The organism is Nocardia sp. NPDC047038, assembly GCF_040644075.1.
Classification (GTDB): domain Bacteria; phylum Actinomycetota; class Actinomycetes; order Mycobacteriales; family Mycobacteriaceae; genus Nocardia; species Nocardia sichangensis.
Window position 1 is genome coordinate 20,628 of record NZ_JBEYVQ010000008.1, and the last position, 19,076, is coordinate 39,703.

21 protein-coding genes and 1 pseudogene are annotated in these 19,076 nt (G+C 67.0%); 13 read left to right on the top strand and 9 right to left on the bottom strand.

What is annotated here, in order from left to right; translation table 11 throughout:
* Positions 1–52: 52 nt before the first annotated feature.
* Positions 53–736: a PAS and ANTAR domain-containing protein gene (locus ABZ824_RS24935; protein ID WP_356965605.1), complete on the bottom strand. Its 684-nt coding sequence runs from the start codon at positions 734–736 to the stop codon at positions 53–55.
* A 345-nt stretch (positions 737–1,081) separates the two neighbouring features.
* Between ABZ824_RS24935 and ABZ824_RS24940 the strand changes: the two genes are divergently transcribed.
* Complete coding sequence (locus ABZ824_RS24940; RefSeq protein ID WP_355075091.1) at positions 1,082–1,777, top strand: type 1 glutamine amidotransferase domain-containing protein; 696 nt, start codon at positions 1,082–1,084, stop codon at positions 1,775–1,777.
* Between the two features lie 84 nt (positions 1,778–1,861).
* Here ABZ824_RS24940 and ABZ824_RS24945 read toward each other — a convergent pair whose 3' ends face one another.
* The gene (locus ABZ824_RS24945; protein ID WP_356965606.1) at positions 1,862–2,926 is read right to left on the bottom strand and encodes a glycerophosphodiester phosphodiesterase family protein; all 1,065 of its coding nucleotides are present in this window, start codon (positions 2,924–2,926) and stop codon (positions 1,862–1,864) included.
* A gap of 263 nt (positions 2,927–3,189) precedes the next feature.
* Between ABZ824_RS24945 and ABZ824_RS24950 the strand changes: the two genes are divergently transcribed.
* Genes ABZ824_RS24950 through ABZ824_RS24965 form a run of 4 tightly spaced genes read left to right on the top strand, consistent with a single transcriptional unit; the run spans position 3,190 to position 5,622 of the window.
* A complete protein-coding gene (locus ABZ824_RS24950) occupies positions 3,190–3,828 on the top strand; it encodes an SgcJ/EcaC family oxidoreductase (RefSeq protein ID WP_356965607.1) in 639 nt (212 codons plus the stop codon).
* Positions 3,825–4,544, top strand: coding sequence for an SDR family NAD(P)-dependent oxidoreductase (locus ABZ824_RS24955; RefSeq protein ID WP_356965608.1), 720 nt, complete (start codon positions 3,825–3,827; stop codon positions 4,542–4,544). The genes ABZ824_RS24950 and ABZ824_RS24955 overlap by 4 nt, the downstream gene beginning before the upstream one ends.
* 11 nt (positions 4,545–4,555) lie before the next feature.
* Positions 4,556–4,999, top strand: a complete 444-nt coding sequence (locus ABZ824_RS24960; RefSeq protein WP_356965609.1) for an SgcJ/EcaC family oxidoreductase — start codon at positions 4,556–4,558, stop codon at positions 4,997–4,999.
* A complete protein-coding gene (locus ABZ824_RS24965) occupies positions 4,999–5,622 on the top strand; it encodes an NAD(P)H-binding protein (protein ID WP_356965610.1) in 624 nt (207 codons plus the stop codon). Before ABZ824_RS24960 ends, ABZ824_RS24965 begins: the two co-directional genes overlap by 1 nt.
* Positions 5,623–5,750: 128 nt before the next feature.
* Here ABZ824_RS24965 and ABZ824_RS24970 read toward each other — a convergent pair whose 3' ends face one another.
* A complete protein-coding gene (locus ABZ824_RS24970) occupies positions 5,751–6,131 on the bottom strand; it encodes a cytochrome P450 (RefSeq protein ID WP_356965611.1) in 381 nt (126 codons plus the stop codon).
* 259 nt (positions 6,132–6,390) lie between these two features.
* Here ABZ824_RS24970 and ABZ824_RS24975 point away from each other — a divergent pair, with 259 nt between their 5' ends.
* The 5 genes from ABZ824_RS24975 to ABZ824_RS24995 all read left to right on the top strand — a co-directional run bounded on the left by ABZ824_RS24975 (position 6,391) and on the right by ABZ824_RS24995 (position 10,160).
* On the top strand, positions 6,391–6,867 hold the full coding sequence (locus tag ABZ824_RS24975; protein ID WP_356965612.1) for a hypothetical protein: 477 nt from the start codon (positions 6,391–6,393) through the stop codon (positions 6,865–6,867).
* A 4-nt stretch (positions 6,868–6,871) separates the two neighbouring features.
* Complete coding sequence (locus ABZ824_RS24980) at positions 6,872–7,459, top strand: hypothetical protein (RefSeq protein WP_356965613.1); 588 nt, start codon at positions 6,872–6,874, stop codon at positions 7,457–7,459.
* Between the two features lie 461 nt (positions 7,460–7,920).
* Positions 7,921–8,892, top strand: a complete 972-nt coding sequence (locus tag ABZ824_RS24985; protein ID WP_356965614.1) for an ATP-dependent DNA ligase — start codon at positions 7,921–7,923, stop codon at positions 8,890–8,892.
* A gap of 201 nt (positions 8,893–9,093) precedes the next feature.
* Positions 9,094–9,309, top strand: a complete 216-nt coding sequence (locus ABZ824_RS24990; RefSeq protein ID WP_356965615.1) for a hypothetical protein — start codon at positions 9,094–9,096, stop codon at positions 9,307–9,309.
* A 92-nt stretch (positions 9,310–9,401) separates the two neighbouring features.
* Entirely contained in the window at positions 9,402–10,160 is a 759-nt protein-coding gene (locus ABZ824_RS24995; RefSeq protein ID WP_356965616.1) for a hypothetical protein, read from the top strand.
* A gap of 558 nt (positions 10,161–10,718) precedes the next feature.
* Here ABZ824_RS24995 and ABZ824_RS25000 read toward each other — a convergent pair.
* Together ABZ824_RS25000 and ABZ824_RS25005 are read right to left on the bottom strand one after the other, a co-directional pair.
* Positions 10,719–11,966, bottom strand: a complete 1,248-nt coding sequence (locus ABZ824_RS25000; protein WP_356965617.1) for a hypothetical protein — start codon at positions 11,964–11,966, stop codon at positions 10,719–10,721.
* 385 nt (positions 11,967–12,351) lie between these two features.
* The gene (locus ABZ824_RS25005) at positions 12,352–13,332 is read right to left on the bottom strand and encodes a zinc-dependent alcohol dehydrogenase family protein (RefSeq protein WP_356965618.1); all 981 of its coding nucleotides are present in this window, start codon (positions 13,330–13,332) and stop codon (positions 12,352–12,354) included.
* Between the two features lie 99 nt (positions 13,333–13,431).
* On the opposite strand from ABZ824_RS25005, the gene ABZ824_RS25010 reads away from it, so the two are divergent.
* Positions 13,432–14,001 (top strand): TetR/AcrR family transcriptional regulator, encoded by a 570-nt coding sequence (locus tag ABZ824_RS25010; RefSeq protein ID WP_355075111.1) that lies wholly within the window; start codon positions 13,432–13,434, stop codon positions 13,999–14,001.
* 373 nt (positions 14,002–14,374) lie between these two features.
* On the opposite strand, the gene ABZ824_RS25015 is transcribed toward ABZ824_RS25010, so the two are convergent.
* The 3 genes from ABZ824_RS25015 to ABZ824_RS25025 all read right to left on the bottom strand — a co-directional run bounded on the left by ABZ824_RS25015 (position 14,375) and on the right by ABZ824_RS25025 (position 17,283).
* Entirely contained in the window at positions 14,375–15,886 is a 1,512-nt protein-coding gene (locus ABZ824_RS25015; protein WP_356965619.1) for a hypothetical protein, read from the bottom strand.
* A 210-nt stretch (positions 15,887–16,096) separates the two neighbouring features.
* Positions 16,097–16,246: a hypothetical protein gene (locus ABZ824_RS25020; protein ID WP_356965620.1), complete on the bottom strand. Its 150-nt coding sequence runs from the start codon at positions 16,244–16,246 to the stop codon at positions 16,097–16,099.
* 71 nt (positions 16,247–16,317) lie between these two features.
* Positions 16,318–17,283 (bottom strand): DMT family transporter, encoded by a 966-nt coding sequence (locus tag ABZ824_RS25025; RefSeq protein WP_356965621.1) that lies wholly within the window; start codon positions 17,281–17,283, stop codon positions 16,318–16,320.
* A gap of 280 nt (positions 17,284–17,563) precedes the next feature.
* Between ABZ824_RS25025 and ABZ824_RS25030 the strand changes: the two genes are divergently transcribed.
* Positions 17,564–18,127 (top strand): RNA polymerase sigma factor, encoded by a 564-nt coding sequence (locus tag ABZ824_RS25030; RefSeq protein ID WP_356965622.1) that lies wholly within the window; start codon positions 17,564–17,566, stop codon positions 18,125–18,127.
* A complete protein-coding gene (locus ABZ824_RS25035) occupies positions 18,124–18,495 on the top strand; it encodes a hypothetical protein (RefSeq protein WP_355075117.1) in 372 nt (123 codons plus the stop codon). The genes ABZ824_RS25030 and ABZ824_RS25035 overlap by 4 nt, the downstream gene beginning before the upstream one ends.
* A 244-nt stretch (positions 18,496–18,739) precedes the next feature.
* Here ABZ824_RS25035 and ABZ824_RS25040 read toward each other — a convergent pair.
* Positions 18,740–19,005: pseudogene (locus tag ABZ824_RS25040) on the bottom strand (CoA transferase); the annotation flags it as partial.
* Between the last annotated feature and the right edge of the window lie 71 nt (positions 19,006–19,076).

The following is a 19,076-nucleotide window of genomic DNA, read 5'->3' on the forward strand; positions in this document are numbered from 1 at the left end:
AGCGGCGGCCGATGATCCGTTCGGCAGCGACCGGACCCCGCACACCGGTCGGTCAGTCCGCGACGGAATCCGTGGACGTGACCCGTCGGTGCAGGGTCAGCAGGAGATGATCGAAGCGGGTGCGCTGCTGAACCAGCGCACCACCCATCGCGACGACGTCGGCGACGAGCTGCTCGGCCAACGCGCGGATCTTGATGTTGGTCTCCTGCGAGCGCCAGCGCAGCACCCGGAACGCCTGATCGGCGTTGACGCCGTAGACGAACATCACGACGCCCTTGGCCTGTTCGATCACCGCGCGCGCGTCGATCACGTCCGGCAGCAGGTCGTCGAGGGCTTCCTGCCGGTTGTCTTCGAGCGTCTCGGTGACATCGATGAGGTAACCGGCGGAACCCACCACGGCGCCCTGCTCGTCGAACAGCTGGTCGCCGATGACGATCACGTCGTGCGTCTCGTTCTCGGTGTCGATGATCCGGTGACGGGTGCAGAACGGCGAGGCGGTCTCGATGGCGTCGGCGAGGGTCTGGGCGACGCGCTCGCGGTCGTCGGGGTGCAGGTGGCGTTGCAGAAGTTCGGTGGACGGCTCGGCTTCTCCCGGTGCGTACCCGTAAATCGTGGCGGCGTCGTCCGACCATTCCCACCGCTGGTCGGCGAACCAGAAACTAAAGCTGCCGATATCGGGGCAACCACCGAGCATCTTGCGCGCAGTCTCCTGCTCGCACTGACCTATCTCCGTCACCGGTCCAGTATGGCGCGTAAACAAGTCCAGGTCAGGCGGGAGGGGCGGCGCTGCGTGACCGACCGGTGACCGGCTCGCGGCTGTGCGTAGCCAGGCCGAAGGAAAAAGTGAAACGGGAACGGCCGCGAATCGAAGTCGTCTGCGAAGATCCATCCAAAAATCGATGTCTGAAATCGGTCATCTTATTGGTATTCCATGGTTGCCGAAGGCTAGCGTCGACAGTGTCGTCGCTGAGGATCCAGACGCGTGGGATCGATACCTCCAGGCGCCACGTGGACCAGCGCGACGGGACTCGATGACGCGAACCCCGACCGAGCGGGTTCCGGACGACGGAGACAACACACCATGTCGAAGATCCTTTTCGTGATGACCGGAGTCGACCACTGGACGCTGGCCGACGGGACGAAGCACCCGACCGGCTTCTGGGCCGAGGAATTCGTGGTGCCCTTCGAAAAGCTGAAAGGGGCGGGACACGAGATCGTGGTGGCGACGCCCGGCGGCGTCGTACCGAGCGTGGACAAAGGCAGCCTCGCGCCCGAGGCCAACGGCGGTCAGGAGACCGCAGACCATCGAGCGCGGGTGATCGGCACGAGCGCCGAGCTGAACAACCCCGTCGACCTGGCGAAGGTGGATCTCGCCGACTACGCGGCGGTGTTCTACCCCGGCGGGCACGGGCCGATGGAAGATCTCGCGGTCGACGCCGACTCCGGTCGGCTGCTCGCCACCATCCTGACCTCCGGCAAGCCGCTGGCGGTCGTGTGCCATGCGCCCGCGGCTCTGCTCGCCGCCAAGGGTGAAGATGGCGCGAACCTGTTCGCGGGCTATGCCTTGACCGGGTTCACCAATGCCGAAGAGACCCAAGCGGGCTTCGCGGACAAGGCCCGATGGTTGTTGCAAGACCGGCTCGTCGAGATCGGCGCCGACTTCCGGGAGGCCGATCCGTGGGCGCCGAATGTGGTGGTGGACCGCACGCTGATCACCGGCCAGAATCCGGCTTCCTCCGCAGGGGTGGCGGACGAACTGCTGAAAACTCTCGGTTGATCACCGGACCCGTCTACCCGATCGCTGAAAGGTGAGCGGCGGCCGCGTCGCCGTCCCAATGCCAGGTCGGCCGCGCGGGATCGCTCAGGATCGGTGGTATGCCGGTGGTAGGCGGTACCCGCGGTCGGACAGCAGTGTGCGGAGTACGTCCGGGCGATTCGTGATGAGACCGTCCACCCCGAGGTCGAGCAGAGCGGTCATGGTGGGCTGGTCATCGACCGTCCATGGCACCACCCGCATGCCGCGGCGATGTGCGGCGCGGACGAGTTCGGGCGTGGTGAACGGCCGGTAGTCGGGGTCGGTGACGGTGCCGTCCTGCGGAGTGCCGTGCACCGGCGAGATCGCGGCCGCGGCGATGGCCGCCGCGGCCGCGACGTACTTCTCCTGCAACGATCCCGGAAAGTCGTCGATATCCATACCACCCAGCCACGGTGAGCCACCCGGCTCTCCGGCTTGCAATTTCGGCCGGCCGTCGGTCAACGCGACGATCGGCAGCTCGGGGGCCACCTCCCGCAGGCGCGTCAAGGCGCCGAAGTCGAAACTCTGGACAGTGACCTGCCGCCCGATGCCCGCCCGGCGGATCTCCGCCACGACGACGTCCACGAACTGCTCGCGCGGCGCGGTCTGTTCCGGGGCGGCGGCCTCGACCTTGGTCTCGATGTTCAGCATCACCTGATCGGCGCCATACGCGCGCACCAGATCGAATACCTCGGCCAGCAACGGCATTCGCGCTCCCGGCGCCCTGCGCTGCTCCGGGTGATCCGCGGACGGCACCGAACCGCAATCGATCGTCCGCACCTGAGCCAGCGTCAGGTCCCGGATGTAGGTGGTCCCCGGCACATACGGGAACTTCGGGTCGCCCGCGACGGCCGGCGCCGTGTCCACGCACTTCGCCGGACTCGGATCGCGATCGTGGGTGACCACCGCGTATCCGTCCGCGGTGATCTGCACGTCCAGCTCCAGCGTGCTCACCCCGAGTTCCAACGCGTTCGCGAACGCGGGCAGCGTATTCTCCGCCACCAGCCCCGCCCCACCTCGATGGGCTTGCAGATCGAACGCGGCCGGACCATCGGCCGCCACCGGTCCCGCCGTCAGCGCACCGCCCGCCACAAGCCCCGCTACCACACCGGCTGCGCACATCCGCCGCATCACTTCATCGTGCCGCTCTGCGACCACTCCGGGGTGAAGAAGCGATGAACGGACAGGCAACCGCCGACGCGCACTCGGCCTCGACGAGACCGGGCCTGCGCACGTTGCCACCCCAGAGTGGATGGGGCAGCGCGGTCGGGATCGGCCTCATGCGGACGTATTGACAAGGCTGAGGCATCTTCTCTAATCTCTTCTCCAACGAAGAAACTGCACCAAAGATGAAACATCTTGTAAGCAGTAAATGCTGTGGGAAGGATTTCACCATGACGTCGGCTATCGCAGGGACCGAACCGACTGCCTCGCGCGGGCCGCGACGACGCACCGTGGTGCGAGCCGTGGGGGTCGCCGCGCTGACGCTGGGCGTCGTCGGCGGAGGCGGGTACCTGTGGCTGGACCGGACCTCGGATGTCCGCAGTGCCGGCGTCATGGAGTGCACGCGGGTCGTCGCCGATGGTGGCAGCGCCGACGACCTGCGGGCTGTGTGCGGGACCATCGCCGCCATGACGGCGGCCTGGGGCCGCAACGACGCCGACGCGTTCGGCGCGACCTTCACCGAAAATGCCACCTACACCACCTTTCTGGGCACCCACTACGTGGGCCGCCGCGATCTGACCGAGGCGCACCGGGCCCTGTTCTCGGGATTCCTGAAGGGCACCGAACTCGCCGACTCCTTTCTCGGAGTGCGCTTCTACGGTGCCGACGTGGCGATCGTCACCAGCCGAGGTGACCGCTACGAAGGCGATCGCCCGGCGGAGTTGTCCAAGACGCAGACTTACACGTTGGTGCGCGAAGCCGACAGCCAGTGGCGGATCGCCAGTTTCCACAACACCAAGCGGCAGCCGGTCATGGAGCGCATCTCGTTCCTGTTCGACCCGGCGACGAAGCCGGAGGCCGAACGGTGAGAGCGTTGGTGACCGGCGCCAGTGCCGGGATCGGACGCGCATTCGCGAAATCGCTGGCAGTACAGGGCTATTCGGTGACCGTCGTGGCGCGCGGGATCGAAGCGCTGGAGATGTTGCTCGCCGAACTCGGTGACGGACACGACTATCTCGCCGCCGACCTCGGCGCCGAAGAGGGACTGCGGGCGGTCGCGGAACGGCTTCGCGGCGGTGGTTACACGCTGCTGGTCAACAATGCCGGGACCGCCGCGCACGGCGATTTCACCGAGGTTGCGCTCGAAGCGTCGATCGCCACGTTGGAGGTGAACTGCCGGGCGGTGGTCGTGCTGGCCCACGCCTTCCTCGGTGCGGTCGCTCCCGGCGGCGTCCTGGTGAACGTGTCCTCCACGCTCGGGCACATACCGAAGCCGGGCCTCGCGGTCTACAGCGCTACCAAGGCGTTCGTCACGGCCTTGTCCGAAACGCTGTGGCACGAACAGCGAGCACGCGGCGTGCGGGTGCTGGCTCTGTGCCCCGGCGTCACCGCCACCGCCTCGCAAACCGCCACCGACGTACCGCCCTGGCTGGTCCAGACACCCGAGCAGGTGGTGGACCGTGCGCGAAAAGCTCTGTCCGGCGGGTCCGGTTCCGTCGTACTCACCAGCCCGTTCAACCGGGCACTCATCGCCGTATCGCGGCTGTTCCCCCGCCGGGCCGCCCTGGCCCTGCTGGCCGACTGAAGGAGATCGAAATGACCACCAGCACCGACACCGCCGCCATCCGCGCCCTCATCGAGCGCAGCAGGCAAGCGTGGGATCGCGGCGACGGCGCCGCCTACGGCGCCTGCTTCACCGACGACGCCACGGACATCACCTATGTCGGCACCGTCTACCACGGCGGTGCGGAGATCGGCCGGGCCCACCAAGCGCTGTTCGACAGCTTCCTGAAGGGCACGCGTCTGACCGTGGACATCGTCGAAATCCGTTGCTACGGACCGGATGCCGCCGTAGTCGTGACCCGCGGCGAATCCTCGAAGCGGCAGCCGGGCAAGCTCGGCAAACTCGCGACCTACACCGTCGTCCGCGACACCGACGGACAGTGGCGCATCGCTGCCGTGCAGAAGACCCAGCGCAAGCCGCTGATGGAGGCCGTGTCCTTCTCGACCCAGCCCGCCACCCGGCCCGCCGCGCGCTGATGGCCGCCATTGCGGTCCTGGGCGCCACCGGCCGAACGGGGCGGATGGTGGTCGACCGGGCGCTGGCACGAGGACATCGCGTCACCGCGATCGTCCGCCCGGCCACTACCGCGGCGCCCGCGCTCGGGGCGACCGTGGTGACGGCCGACCCGTGCGCCGCGGGAGCGTTGACCGGCTTGCTCGACGGGTACGACGCGGTGATCTCCGCGCTCGGCGCGACCGGGCGCGGCCCCGCCACCGTCTACTCCGCAGCCACCGCCGAGATCATCGCCGCCATTCGTCCGGGCGGGCGACTGCTGGTGATCTCATCGGCGGCGCTGGACGTCCCGGCGGACGCGGGGCCGGGCGCCAGAGTCCTCGCCGCCGTCCTGCGGAGGGTCATGCGGCACACTTACTCGGATATGGCGCGCATGGAACACATCCTCGCGCAGAGTGATCTGCGCTGGACCTCCGTCCGCCCCACGGGATTGACCGATGCGCAGGCCGACGGCAGTCCGCGAGTCTCGGTGGGAGCGAAAGGTAAGGTCGGCCCCCGCACTTCGCGCGCCGACCTCGCCGACTATCTCCTCGACGCTATCGACGACCCGCACACCTACCGGTCCGTTGTCGCTGTCTCGTCCTGATCGCGACCAACCTGCGAGCCGTTGGTCGAGGCTTTCCGGGCACGGCTGACCGAGCGTGAGGAGTGGGCGCCGTTCCTCGACATGGCTGTGTCGTCGTCGCGCAGACCGGCTTGTTCCGCCTCGTCCTGTCAGGTGCGGCGGTGGAGCTCGAGACGGAATCGGTGGGGTTCGAGGGTGATCTGCTTCCGGACGTCGAGCCGGTAGCCCGGTTCCGGTTCGAGGGCGAAGCTGTGGAGGATGCTGGTGAGGGCGAGCAAGATCTCGTGGTAGGCGAATTGCCCTCCGATGCAGGCTCGTTCGCCGGTGCCGAACGGCTTGTAGACGTAGGTGCCTAGCTTGCGGAGGTTCTCGGGCAGGAATCGGTCGGGGTCGAATTCGTCGTGGTCGGGGCCCCCAGACGGGGTCGCGGTGGGCTTGCAGGGCCAGCACGAACACCCAGTCGCCCTGCTCGAAGGTACAGCGGCCGTCTCCGATAGTGGTGTGGTGGCGGGCCTCGCGGAAGTAGCCAAGGGGCGATCGGCCGCAGTCGCAGCGTTTCGTCGACGACGCGATGCAGGTAGCGCAGCTTCCCGATGTCGCCGTAGCCGCTGTCTACCCGAGATGCATGACACGTGAATTACGTGGCGATGGAACCGATCACGGTTCGAGTGCGTCCAATGAATCGACTGCCTTTATTCGCAGCTCGGGGGTGTCTCGTGCTCGGAGGTGACACGAAGATGCCGGGATGGGCAAGTCGATTGATGCTTCGACGAAAGAGGGGGATATCCCATGAAGGTTCGCAATGACCCATCAGCTACGCCGACGAGCCGAGCCAACCGAAGGCTTCTCTTCGCAGCGACACTGACGATCGCTATGATCGCGAGCGTGCTGGCCTCCGGTTCCGCACAAGCCTCGTATCAGCCGTGTACCAACTACAGAGTCACGACCCAATGGGGCAGAGTTGAAGTCGACACCAGGCCGAGGGACGGGGACCCCATCGGCAACATCGCTTGGGCCATGTTCCTCAACAACATCGGCGACGTCCCCGGCAGGTACGACTACCAGATCTTGGTCAACGGCAGGGTCATCGAGACGGATAACAGGTTCAAGGACGACAATTTTCACATGACAATCCCCCGATATTTGGATGGGCATTACCGGTACGAGGCGGGGGATGAAATCCAGGTCATCGCCTCCCACGCCGCCGGCAAGAACCTGTACGTGACCCCCATCAACCGCTGCACCGTCCCCTACACGGCAGGATAGCGCTATGGGTCAGGAGACATCACGGCGAGGCGCCGACCTGCTGGCGGCCGACATCGAGTCGGCTCTCGGTTTCGAGGTACACATCGATGAAACGATCCCCGAGCGGCTTCGCCGCCTGCCCGATCCACCGGGATGGCGGATCGAATTCACCGTCCCGGCCTTGAGCGTCGTGGTTGGCACCACCCCCGTCGAGCGCACTCCCGAGGGTGTGGCGTGCAGACTGGCCCGGGAAGTCCACGACGACATCCTGTCCCGCAGTGGAAAGATCTGGCCCGCCGACCCCGAGGGTGGGGACCAACCGTTGCTCCCCACTCTCGACGGATGGCGTGGGGCAGGCGGCTTGGTACCGTACGGGCAGGTCGACGCGGCGAAGGATCCTGAGCCGAGCCTCGATGGTGTGGTCCGATGGTGGCTGCCCGACACCTACGACGGACTCATCGCCAGCCACTCCGGCGACGTATGGTTCTGCCTTTGGCAGTACCAGGGCGACGAACAACTCATCACACCGGGCATGCCGGTGACATGGGTCATCGGCGAAGGCGGACACGGAAAGTACCGCAAGGCAAGCGAAGTCCGACCAGCTCAGGCGTAGCCCAGACGGTTCGGTACTCGGCCACGGAACCCCGAAGCCTGTCAGGCAGTGTGCGGTACCGACGTGGTCGGTCGGTGTGCCGCCGATGGCGCGGATGGCGTCGTCGACGGTGCGCATCGCCAGCCGCCGGTGGCGGGGCCTGACCGTGCGGGTCTTGCCCTCCGTTGGCCGACATCGGCTCGCGCATGCCGGAAACGATGGGTGACATTGCCACCAGATGGGAACGATCTGTTCCGAAATGCCTGGGGACGGGGCCACCAGGGAACGTGTATCGTCGCCTATCAGCGGCACAGCGGCAGTTTGCGCAGGCCTGAACAGCAGTTTCCTCTCAGGCCATGGATGCGTGTGTCGCTCATTCGGTTCGGGCATCGGCAATTTTCGTGAATGTGCGAGAACGAGCGGGAAACCAGTTCGCCACCCCCGGTGATCGACCGGCGCACGGTGGTAGGGAGAGTGGAGAGATGGCGGGAGGCGAGCTGCGTCACGGGGTCGAATTGTCCAATCTCTATCAGCCGTTGTTCGACGAGGCCGAGGCGAGCAAAAGGGATCTGGTGGACTATCTGGAGTTCGCCGGGGAACGGTTACTGGGAGTGTTGCGCGGACGGCCGCTGTCGGTGGTAAGGGTGCGGCCGGGGCAGGAGCCGTTCATGCAGAAAAACCTCCCGAAGTACACGCCGGAGTGGGTGGCGCGGACGAAGGTCTGGGCGGAGAGTTCGCGGCGGGAGATCACCTACGCGCTCTGTGACGACCTGCGGACCCTGATCTGGTTCGGTAATCAGCGGGCGGTCGAATACCACCCGACCCTGTTCCTCGCGGAATCCGCACCGGAACCCACACATCTTGTGCTCGATCTCGATCCCGCACCGGGACAGACTTTCGCCGACGCCGTGGCAGGCGCCCGGCTGATCCGGGAAGCGCTGACTGCGGACGGGCTGTCCGGAGCAGTGAAGACGAGCGGTTCCAGAGGATTGCACGTGTTCGTGCCGGTGGTCCCGGGGACCGATGTCGAGGACGCGGCCGCGGCGACGCGGGCCGTGGCGGCGCGAGCCGAGCGGATCGATCCGTCGGTCGGCACGACAGCGTTCATCCGGGAAGACCGCCACGGCAAGGTCTTTCTCGACGCCACCCGTGCGGGTGGTGCCACCGTGGCCGCCGCCTACAGTCCGCGTATCCGTCCGGGTGTCACCGTGTCGTTCCCGCTGCGCTGGTCGGACCTCGACGAGGTGACGCCGTCCGATTTCACTGTGCGGACCGTGCCGGACCTGCTCGGCGACAACGATCCGTGGCAGGCGGAGATGCCTGCCCCGCAGCATCTTCCTCCGGATCTGATCGAGGAGGGACACACGATTCCAGTGGCCCGGGTTCAGGCCATGCACGAGGGCAAACGGCGCGCCCGGGCACGCCGCGCGGCGGACGCGCCCCCGACCAGCTGATCCCGTCCGTGTCGGCACCGAACACGCGCGAGTACGCCAGGAAGTCGCCGGTCAGCATGGACTTCACCGCTTCGAGATCGTGGTCGAGGGTTTCCGGCGTGAGGCGGCATCGAGCGCCGCCGCGGCGTGGCCGTCGGTTCGGTTGTCCGCCCCGTATTGGAGGAACAACAGCATCTGGCCGAGGTAATCGAGGTACCGGGCGTGTCGAGTGGGCAGCGGTTCGAGATCGTGTCCGCCGCCCTGCCCGGCGGCAACGCCGAAGCCCGCGCACCGGTATCTCGCGGTGTACGAGCTGAGCGACGATCCGGACACGGGGTCGTGCAAGCGTTCCTGGCCCGGGCGGGCAACGGGCAGATCGAACTCAGCAACGCCCTGGATGTCTCGACGCTCGCCGTGTCGGTGTGGCGCGCGCGGTGAGCGGCAGTCGGTGACCGACTAATTGAGTGGTAGGTACTGATCGGCGCGGGGATCATAGCGTTGTAGTAAGTGTCCCCAGGAGGAAAACGCGTATGCCCACGGTGCGGCGGTTCTGGATCGAATTCGACGGGGAGCGCGAATCGAACTTCTGGGTGGAGCTCTGGCAGGGCGTTGGTGTGACCGGATTCGATGAGCGGGACTGCTTGTCGATGGTGGCGGATCTGCTCCCCCGCGACGCGGAATTACCCCCTGTGCGCCGCATCACGGTCGACATCTCACTGGCCCAGCGACTTCGGGTGAACCCTCCAACTCTCGGAGTCCCGGTGTGGCGAGGCGTCTGGTATCCGCCCTGGAACCTCCGGACCGGGCCGACGTGGCGCCCCCGCGGCGTCGACCGAGCGATCGCCCCCCGCTACCCGAAACCCATCACGGATTCGCCCGCACATATGCGGGCCGGTGACACTCTGGGCCCACGGCCCGTGTGGTGGGACGAAATTCCGCATGCCGACAGTTTGCTGTGGCCCGTTGGTAATTTGCCCTACACCCACTTGGGTGAGCAAATGTGGCGTTATGCCCCGGTTCTGCGCGCCGCTATCGCCAACGAGCCGAGCTACGGGGACATGGTGCGCGAAGCCCTCGACTACGTGATCGCGCGCGGCGCGGCGCCGAGCGATTGGTTCGACCCGAACACGACCAGGTTTCTCGATCGACAAGAACAAGACGAGTATCTGCGGGCCTTCCGCGACTACTTGTTCGGACATCGCCCGCAGCCGATCTACCCTCCCGGCCCCGGACGGCTTCCACTCGATGCGGGACAACACGATCCGAGGAACCCCCGCTCGCCGGCGTGAGATGTTCGTTACATACTCCTCAAAGGCCCGATGTGGGACGGGTACGAAGATGTCATCTCTCTGCATCAGCCCCATAATCGGGCGCGGCGAAAGTGCAGATCCTGATTGCTCGGTATGCACTGGCGGAACAGGAGCCCGCCGGTCCGCCCACCCGGTACACCGGGTCGGCGCGGACGGATGTCCCACCTACTCCATATCGGTCTTCGACCACACCGCTACCGCCGAGTCGGTACAAGCACCCTGAAATGCCGATTACCGGATGTTCGTGACAGGCGCTCGGTCGGTATGGGCCGGGCGTGTCGTCGGTGCGGTCGCAGTGTTGCGAGGTGCGAGTTCCCGGCACATGGGCGGGGTCGTAGGCGAATTGGCTCCCTTCGACTTCTTCTCGGCGTTGGTTCGATCCCGGCGTGCCGCGGCGACTCGACGGCCGCGAACTGGACGACCCCGGGGACGATGCGGTGTCGCGACTCACTCGCTGCGGGTGCCGGTACCCTCTGCATCCCCGGGCTGATCCGGGGCAGCGTGGTCAAGCAGGTGGGATGCCGCGTCGCTGAGCGGTCACCGCAGGTCGCCTCCTCTGTCGACCCAGGCTTCCCACCCGTTGTTCGTGCGACGGCGTTGTCGGAGTCTGCCGTTGCTGTCGACGGCGAAGAGATGCACCCGTTCCGCACTGACGTGCGACGGAAAATAAATGCCGCCGCTTTCGAAACCGGGCTCGTACCGGGTGTACTGGCATGACGCGGGCGACCATTCGAGCGTCGTGAACGTCGACCACTGCTTCGGTGCCAGCCAGCCGCCGCTGCCCTGGTAGTACTCCCAGATACACCCGTCCATCCCGCGGACGTAGATGTACTTCTGCTTCGGGACACCGCGCTCGAAGTGCACTGGACGCACCGGGGTCACGACGCCGGAATTGGCCGGGCGGCCCCAATTCGGGCTCCAGTTGTAGCCGTCCCAGTAGCGGTCGCGGACATAGCCGTTGCCGTCGACGAGCATCGGTTGCATCCGCCCGAAGCTGGCAGGGGTCCGCGCATCGATATTCGGACCGAACGGCTTCCAGGGGCTCCAGTTGTATCCGTCGAAGTACCTCTCGTACACCCGTCCGCCGTCGTTGGTGGTGGGGGCCAGGAGATTGATCTTCTTCTTGTCGCGGACGTGAACTGCCGCAGCAGTAGTGGCGTTCCGCGCGAACGTGGTCCAGCCGGGCGACCAGTTGTGGCCGTCGTTGTATCGCTCGAGCACATCACCATTCGGCCTGACCGCGAAGACGTTCAGCTTTCCCCTGCGTACCGCCACACACGGCGAGACCGGAGCGAAACCGGTGCCGAAGACCGTCCAGGCGGGCGACCAGTTGTATCCGTCGAAGTACCGGCAGTAAAGCGTTCCGTTCCTGCCCATCGCGAACAGGTGGATGATGGTCTTGTTGAACAGGTTGCCCAGCACCGTATCGATGAGGTCGAAAACGCGCTCACCACCATCTGGCTGCTCCGGGGGCGGCGCGTCCGCCGGCAGTGCGTCCTCGACGAACTGTCCCTCGGGCTGGTAGACGTCGTCGTCCCCGTCGGTCTGTGGCGGCGGGTCCTGTTCAACGGTCTGACCGTCCGCTCTGGTCCAGCCGATCAGCCAATCCCGATTCCGGGACGCCATGGCGATCGGCACCTGCGCGAAGTCCATGTCCCCGAAATTCAGCCACTTGTTGTCTTTCCCTGTCCAGCGCCACAGCGCTCCGGCCGAATTCACCCCGAACACATGAGGATGTGCATCACCGATCGCCGCGAAAATCCCTGGTTTCTGCGTTACCGCCATCTCGAACCACCCTTTCGAGCGTTGACTGCCGGGACGTGCCGATCTCACTCACGGTATACAGCGGTGCCGCGTCGACAGGGGTGAGGCGGTCGAATTGTCCTCCGCGCCGCGCCGCTGCCTGCGTTGACCGTGCCGGCCATCACGCCAGTGCTGGACCGGTTGAAGATCGCTGGGCCGAGCCGAGCTGAGGTCGGCGAACATCCGCTACTGCCGCTGATCGCTCGGGCTGCTTCACTTCTTGGGAGTGCAGAGTCGGCACCACTCACCGGGGTCTCGGTCGACTACTACGTGCGCATGGAACGGCGGCAGCCTCGCAGGCGCCTCCGAATCCGTCCACGACGCCCTGGCCACCACGCTGCAAGCCCGGCTGAACGCAACGCGAGGGTCAGATGGTGACGACGATTTTGCCGACCTGATGTCCCTGTTCCAGGTGGTGGTGTGCGGCGACGATGTCATCGAGGGTGAACACGCTGTCGATCGTGGGGTGCAGGGCACCGGTGCGGATGCCCGCGGTCAGGAATGCCGTGATGCGGCGCACCGCCACAGGGTCGAGGGTGTGCTCGAAGCTCATGTACCGGATCATCGTGATCGGGCTGGCCGGGAACGGCGCGGGCCGGGGATCGAGCCAGCCCACCGTGACCAGGGTGCCGCTGAACGGCTTTGCCGCGTCGGCCAGTTGGGCCAGGCCGGGACCCATGACGGAGTCCAAGACGATGTCGGCGCCGGCCCCGGCGGTGTGCCGGTGCGTGGCCTCGACGACATCGTCGTGGTCGGTGACGATGACAGCGGCGGCGCCGGTGGCCAGCAAGATGTCCCGCTTCGCGGCGTGCCGGGTGACGGCTAGGGGAACGGCGCCGATCTGGTTGGCGATCTGGATGGCGGCGAGGCCGACAGAGCTGGAGGCGGCGGTGATCAGGACATGGTGACCGGGTCGCATCGCGGCCTTCTCGACGAGCGCGCCGTAGGCGGTGGAGTAGGCCACCCATAGCGCTCCGGCGCTCGTGGCGTCCAGTCCGGCGGGTCGAGCGATGACCCGATCGGCGGGCAGGACGATGTGTTCGGCGTAGGTGCCGTTGATGTCCATGTCGGGCACGGCGGTGACGACGACCGCATCGCCGATCGCCCATCCCTCGACCTCGGCGCCGAGGGCATCGATCGTTCCGGTTGCTTCGACTCCGAGACGGGCGTGTGGCATTCGGATCGGCCGCGGGGACATGCCCGCACGCACCATCTGGTCCAGTCGGTTGACGCCGATGGCTTCGACCTTGATTCGCACCTCGTCGATGCCCGGGTCGCCGACCGGTTCGTCGATGATGCGCAGGACTTCGGGGGCGCCGGTCTCGTCGAAGACGACGACTCGTGACATGGAAGACTCCTGACTCAAATTTCTTGTACAGTCGTTCTAGGAACAATTTCTAGTACAGTCGTTTTAGGAATGTCAATCCGCGAACGAGGGAGCGCAACGATGGCAGGGCGGCCGGTCGACCATCGACACCGGGAAGAGCTGCTCGAGGCGGTGGTCGACTACACGATCGAGCATGGGCTCTCCGAACTGTCGTGGCGGCCGGTCGCGGCAGGCCTCGGGGTCTCACCGACCACCCTGGTGCACCACTTCGGCACCAAAGAACAAATGCTTCAGGCCATCCTCGAGCGGTTGCGGCGGCGCATGTTCGCTGCCACCGGTGATGCGGCGGGCGCGCATCCCGACCTGGCGACGGCAGCCCGCGCGGTCTGGACCCGCAGCTCCGACCCGCGGCGGTGGGCGGAGTTCAAGCTGTTCTTCGCCGTCTACGGGCGCGCTCTGCAAGCTCCGCGCCAATTCGCCGACTTCCTCGACCATGTCGTCACCGACTGGAAGATCGCACTGTGCGAAGCCCAGGCGTCCGACACCGACCCCGAGACCGCGGCTCGCACAGCCACATTGGTGATCGCCACGATCCGCGGCCTGCTGCTCGACCTGCTCGCCACCGGCGACCGCGACCGGGTCCAGGACGCCGCCGAGAGCTTTCTGGGAACCCTCGAGCGCCGGGCGTGACCTCCGGGGATCTCGCTCGGCTAGGCGTGGCGGCCGAGAGCCCAGGAGCTGCGGTTCCACCGCGCGGCTCAGCGCGTCCTCCACGGCAGCGTGCGCTCGTGCCCCAGTGAACCGTTGGCTACCCGCCAGCCGCCAGTTCGATGGCGACCTCCCCGATCCCGGCCGCGTCGAGATCCGCCGGACCTGGCGGTGAGCTCCCAACGGCGCGAACAGCGTCAGGATGAGGTGATCTCGCACCGTCCTGACGCTGTTCGGCTGGACTTCACCCTTCTCATCCGGGTCCTGTCGTCTGCTCAGCCTGCTCGGTTCCGTCTCGACGAATTCCGCGCCCTTCGGTGGGCATCGGCTCCGGATGAGTGGGTTGGCGACCGGGCTATGGGCGGGTCACCTCGGTGGCGTGGAGGTTGCGCAGGGTGCCGTCGCCCGCGTCGTACTGGGAGGGGTAGAGCAGTTGTACGGCGACGGTCAGGGGTGTCCCGGGCTCGATGGTGTGGGTGTCATCCGGCGTAGCGATCACGACCGATCCGTCTGTGCCGTCCTTGATCACGCTGTACCACTGACTCTGCTGGGGATTGATGCGGGTTCGTGGCGGGACGTCGAAACCGATCTCCCACCACACCACCCGCTGTTCGTGGGCGGCCAGAGTGAGTTCGTAGCTGATGACCCAGCCCTTCGCGTCGTCGGGCCAGGTCTGGGGCCACTGCCCGACGATCACAGGGGAGACGGTGACGGGCGGTCGATCGACATCGGTGGTGACCGAGCCGGAGTGTCGTTCGGCGGTATTGGCGCGTGAAGGTGAGGTGATGAGGCTGGTGCAGGTGAGTCGGCCCTCGAACTGCGGATCGATCGTGCCGGTCAGGTGGATGACCGCTTTGCCGCCCTTGAGCAGGTCGATCGGCATGTGCAAGCCGTCGCGAACCGAACCGGTGCCGCAGACAGCTCCGTTGTCGGCCTGGCAGGTCACCTCCAGATCGGTCAGCTCTGTCGGGACGGTGCCGTCGAGCACGGCGTCGGGGGCGTCGTTGGGGCCGAGATTCTGCACACCGATGGTGTAGGTGATCCGATGCCCCGACTGTGCTGTCTGCGGGCCGCTGATCTCCAGAGGCATTTCCGCGGGCAGGGTCACCTTCAGGTTCCTGATGCGGTGGTAGGCGGTCGCGGCGCCGGTTCCGGCCGCGAAGCCCAACTTGAAGGTCTCGGGCACGCGGGGCTGACCGTCCGCACCGCCGAGATCGAAATTGTCGATCAGCAGGGTGCCGTTCGGGTTGGTCTTGTCGGCGTGCCGAACCGTGAGCCGACCGCCGATGATGGAGACCTGGATGTGAGCACCGCGCTCCCAATCCGCGCGGAATCCGCCCGGCACCGCAACGCCGGTGAGCCACCTGAACCCTTCCCGCAGGTTGCCTGCTCCGCGTACCCCGAGGGTGTTGGGCCGTGATGTACCGCCTCCGGTACCGGCCAGGTGTGTGGCGAAGTTCCCGAAGTTGTCGAAGCCGACGCCCACGAATCCGGCGGTGACCCCGGGCGCGACGATCTGCCCCGACCCCGTTTTCGTGATGGAGTAGCCGAGTGCGGCGCCGATACCGCCGGGCTGGGTGGTGTGCGCGCCGTCGATCACGTAGACGCTGAAGCCGTCGCCGAGCATGGCTGCTCCCTCGCAGGAGTAGTCGAAGTCGATGGTGACCCCGAGCGTGGAGGAGAACGCCTGATCGAGAAACGCCGTCCCGGCCTGGGAGTTGGCGTTGGGGGTGAGTTCCAGGCTGCCGTCGTGCAGCCGCGCGCTGCCCAGTAGTTGCCAGTGCGGGTTGGTCACGGTGTCCTGGGTGAACGATTCGATGATCGGGAACTGTGCCTGCTGGATGGTGACCGGTGCATACGTCGTCATAGTCGTCCTCCTTGGCCGGATATGCCATGAGATGAGCGGTTGCGCCACATGGATCGGCTTCGCCGCAGATCCGGCGAAGCCCCGGTCTACTCATGCCGCCCCCGGCCGAGTAGCCAAGGGCCACACCTGTCGACTGTAGGAACGTTCGAGCGCGACCGATTCACCTCTTTCGAGTGAATCGGGGCAGCCACCGGCACCTACGCTTGTGCTTCAACGGCGCGACGCCGCCGGCTCGTCGTCCATGCGATATCCGGCATCGGGCGGTCCTCCCCGGCCGCCCAACTGCTTGCCGAGGTCGGTGTAGTTCGTGGTGCGCGAGACGCCCAACGGCCGGGCGACCGAGGAGCGACACCGGGGCATGCACCGAGAGTTCCAGCCGGAGCGTGGAAAACACCGATGGCGCCGTCGACGAGCCTTACCGGCTGCGGATTTCAGGCGGCGGCGTTTCGCGAGTCGCCCAGTCGTTTCCGGACGGTGGCCGTGATCCGGCGTCGTCCGGAGCCGGACGTCGAAGCCGCGTAGGCGCTGACGAGTATCAGTGCGCAGCCGGACAACTGGAGCATCGTGGGCTGCTCGCCGAGGACGACCGCCGCCAAGGCGAGCGCACCGACCGGGGTCAGCATGAGCATGGCCGCGCTCACCGTGCTGCTCAGGTGGGCGGCGGCCAGGGCGATCAACAGCCAGCCGCCGATCTGTCCGCACACCGCCGTCAGGGCCAGCCAGCCCAGAGCCGCCCAGCCCGGCGTGAATGTGACCCCTGGCCACAGCGCTCCGACGACGGCCGCGGACAGGAGCACCACCCGGTAGGACTGGACCACCTGCCCGTTGTGCCCGCCGCGGCGCAGGAGGAACAGGACCGCCGAGTAGCACAACGCGGCGAGGACGGCGTGGACCGTGCCCGATACGGGGTCGCTGCCGGAGGCTCCGGTCTCGAAGACGCCGCCGGTGAGCAGGATGCCCGCCACCAGGAACGGCGAGACGACGAGGAACGCGCCCCGGATCGGCTCGCGGTCGATGAGCAGCGCCAGCAGCGGAACGATGACGACCTGCGCGTTCACCAGCACCGCAGTCAATCCGGCGCCGACCTCGTAGATCGCTCGCGTCCACAGCAGCGCATCCGCGGCGAACAGCACACCGGCGGTGACGGCGACCGCGGCCTGTCGCCAGGACAGCACACCTTCCCGCCCCCGTTCACCACCGGCCAGCGGCCACAGCAACGGCAACGCGAGCGCACAACGGAAGAACGTGGCGGTGGCCGGTGCGGCGCCGGACAGATCGATGAAGACCCCCGAGGTCGCGACGCCGAGCGCGCCCACGGCCATCGCCGACCGGGGCCGTGCCCGAACTCCGCGCGACACCGCTCCCGGAAAACGCTGCCGCTGCGAACCATTGAGCATCGGCCGACGCTACAACCGAAGGATCGGCGAGGGCATCCGATTATCCGCGCGATGGCGAGGTGCGCAGGCGATTGGACCGGAGCACTGGTTCGAACGCGCGTGGCGTCGTGCTGAGATTCGGTGTGAATCCTTTTCCCGAGGTCGGTCCTCTCATAGTCGTGCCGGCAACCGGGTCGGCACGATAACGAGGAGGTCGTTGTGATCATTGCCGCTATCGCTGTCGCCGCCGTGCTGGTCGGCTGGTGTAGCGTGACGCTGCTTCGCCGCCGGAGCCGCTCCCGTGACTGACCGGATCTGGCCCGACGAACAATTGGTCGTGGCGGCGCGCGAAGGCGACGCCGCGGCGATCACCACACTGGTATCGGGCTCCTATCCGCATGTCCGCCGGTTCGCCCACACACTGTGCGCCTCCGCCGAAGACGCGGAGGACGCCGCACAGGAGGCGCTGATCATCCTCTACCGCAAGATCGGGACCTTGCGGGCCTCCGGCGCGTTGGCGTCGTGGATGTTCCGCATCGTCCGCAACGAGTGCCTGCGGCAGTGGCGAACGAAGACCAGGCAGCCCGAGCCGATTCCGGACGCCGCCGTGGCGTCGGCCGAGGAGGAGGCGGTGCGGCGGCTCGAAGCGGGCCGGGTGGCGGCCGTGATCGCGGCGCTGCCCGCCGACCAGCGGCGGGTACTGATCATGCGCGATGTGCAGGGATACAGCGGCCGCACGGTCGCGGGCATGCTCGGGCTCAGCGTCGCGGCGATGAAGTCACGGCTGCACCGCGCCCGCGCGACGGTCCAGCACGAGCTGCGGAACACACCGTGGCCGGACTCCGGAGAGGAGCGAACGAAATGACCGACGAGCGAAGCTTCGCCAGCGCCTCGGTGCCCCGGCACCTGGCCCGCGGTGTCGCGGGCTTCGGCGCGCTGATCGGCGCGATCGCATTGCTGCCGGTATTCGGGGCGTTCAGCTTGCTGCTCGCGCCGGTGGGTCTGCTCGCACTGCGCGGGTGCCCGACCTGCTGGGCGATCGGATTGGTGCAGACGATCTCCCGGGGCCGGTTGCGGCGTTCGTGCGTCGACGGTCAGTGTCGATTGACCCCTGCCGGGCACGGTCGGACAGAGCACACGACAGTCGATCAAGTGCCCGACTCGGCGGTATCGCTCTTCGCCGATCACCGTGTCGCGGTTCGGTCACCGCGGGACTTCTCACGCCGGGACTGACGGGGCCGTCGTCCATCGAGGCCGAGCGCATGATCGCGGGGTGCGCTCGGCTCGGTGCGGTCCGGGTCGCTGTGCGCTGCTGAGCTGCCGCATTCCCTCCGTACAGGTTGAACGAGGTCGTCGCGATGGACGGCGACATGGCGCTATCGCGGTGGCGATGTGGGTTGTACGCTCCGGCGACTCGAGTCCGAGTCCGCGATGATCGGTCGGACTTCACCGGCGACCGCGCGACCTCGGGAAGTCCCCCGATGACACCGTCGGCTTCCGAAGCGTGAATCTCCTTCTCGCTCAGACCGAGTGCGGTGAGCAGCTCCGTGTTGTGCTGGCCGAGCAGGGAGCGGGCCGACGGTGATCGCGGCGCGGGTTGCGGGAGAACCCGACCGGCACGGTGCTGTGACTGGCCGTCTCGGCGGCAGAATGGGCGACCGGCTCGAAGTGCTCCCGGAACCGCAGCTGCGGCAATTCGAACTGCCGGTGCGGTTGCATGACCTTCGCGACCGGCACACCGGCATCCGAGGTGCTCACCGCCGCCCCGCACTGGGAGCAGTGCTCGACCTCGAGCAAGTGCTCGCCCCGCGCGG